The organism is Vibrio sp. 03_296, assembly GCF_002265885.1.
This window is the reverse complement of the sequence record NZ_NPKW01000744.1, coordinates 1-1,406: the sequence shown is the minus strand read 5'-3', so window position 1 is coordinate 1,406 and position 1,406 is coordinate 1. Positions and strand designations below refer to the sequence as shown.

The following is a 1,406-nucleotide window of genomic DNA, read 5'->3' as shown; positions in this document are numbered from 1 at the left end:
CAGTGATAACCGTTGCTAGAACCGTGTCAACAAGATGACCCTTTCTCAAGAGCGTGCAACGTAAGCGCATGAATGAGTGCGGTAAAAAATCGCAAGAAATAATCTGAACTGTGTTTGATGCCCAAGTTTTACTTGGGCATTTTTTTATTTTCCGTTTCCCAATATGGATAACATGTCCACATCATTCATTGAGCGGATGATGCCTCATCGTTGAGATAAGAAATATGCAGATAACACCCACTAAGGTTCGCTTTTGTCATCAGATCTGGCAGTTGGAGAGCGACATTGTACTCACTTCAGTCAATGAACATTCTCTTTATGTCGTCGACTCAGCAAACGCCATTTCATCCGGTCAGTCATTATTTGGCCAGATCATCCTGCAGATCGGGGGAGCCTTGATCGGCGGAATGGACGAAAGAATGGCCAAGTCATCGGTTGTTGGGTTGGCGCTGTAGAGTGTTCAACGGGGCAACTGTTTGTTGATCAAGCGATACCTGTAAAGCGAGATACAGAGGGATGGAGCTTCGTAGTGGTTCATGAAATTGAAGCCCAGCTTGGGCAACTTGCAGTTGGAAGCAAAGTACGATTGAGTGTCGACAAAGAATATCASAAKATGAGTCGAGGTCACAGTGCAGGGCATTTAGCCTACCTGGCATTGAATAAAGTCTTGGCACAAGGTTACTGGCGCAAAGATGCCGATCGCAAAGACCCTCATGGCTACTATGATTTTAACAGTTATGCTCAAGAGAGTAGCTTTGTGACGCCAGAGTGTTGTTTAGATACCTATCGACTGGGAAAACGCTACGCAAAGAGGCTGAACAGTGCTGATGTTGTGGAAAATATTCACGAGATTGAATCCGAGGTCAATGTACAGCTTGAGCGCTGGCTTGCTCGCGGAGCCCGAAATATTCATGAACTGTCATGGCGAATATTTAACCGACTCTCGATTACTGGCAATGTGATTTGGGAGAAGCATCAACGGCGATTATCCCTTGTGGGGGAACGCATGCTGCTGGGTTGAGCGAAATGAAAGAGATTGCCGTTACATTGGTGCTGTTGGATGAGCAGACCATTGAAATGCACACGCAAGTCACGCCCAACTGAGGAAATGATCTTTATAATAAAAACCAAAATACAGATTTAAATATCAATATGTAGAGTTTTGTGTTGTTTGAAATTGAAATGCAGCATATGTAACTTATGCTTTCGGGGTGTGGTTATATAAATGTTCTTTTTAGGCAGATCGCTGATCAAAATAAATAAACCAGACGATCAAGATAAGATCCGATAAGCGTGWTTAAGGTCTGATTATTAATGTTATCGTTCTGTTAAATTCGTGCTAACCATACCTAGAGTTGCTGAGTGAATCAACAACACTAGGGTTAAATCATAATAATATTGAGTAA

Annotated in this window: 1 pseudogene; it reads left to right on the top strand. The window is 42.8% G+C overall.

The features are described from left to right. Positions 1 to 224: 224 nt before the first annotated feature. A pseudogene (locus CIK04_RS27580) lies at positions 225 to 1,104 on the top strand (alanyl-tRNA editing protein). Positions 1,105 to 1,406: the final 302 nt, after the last annotated feature.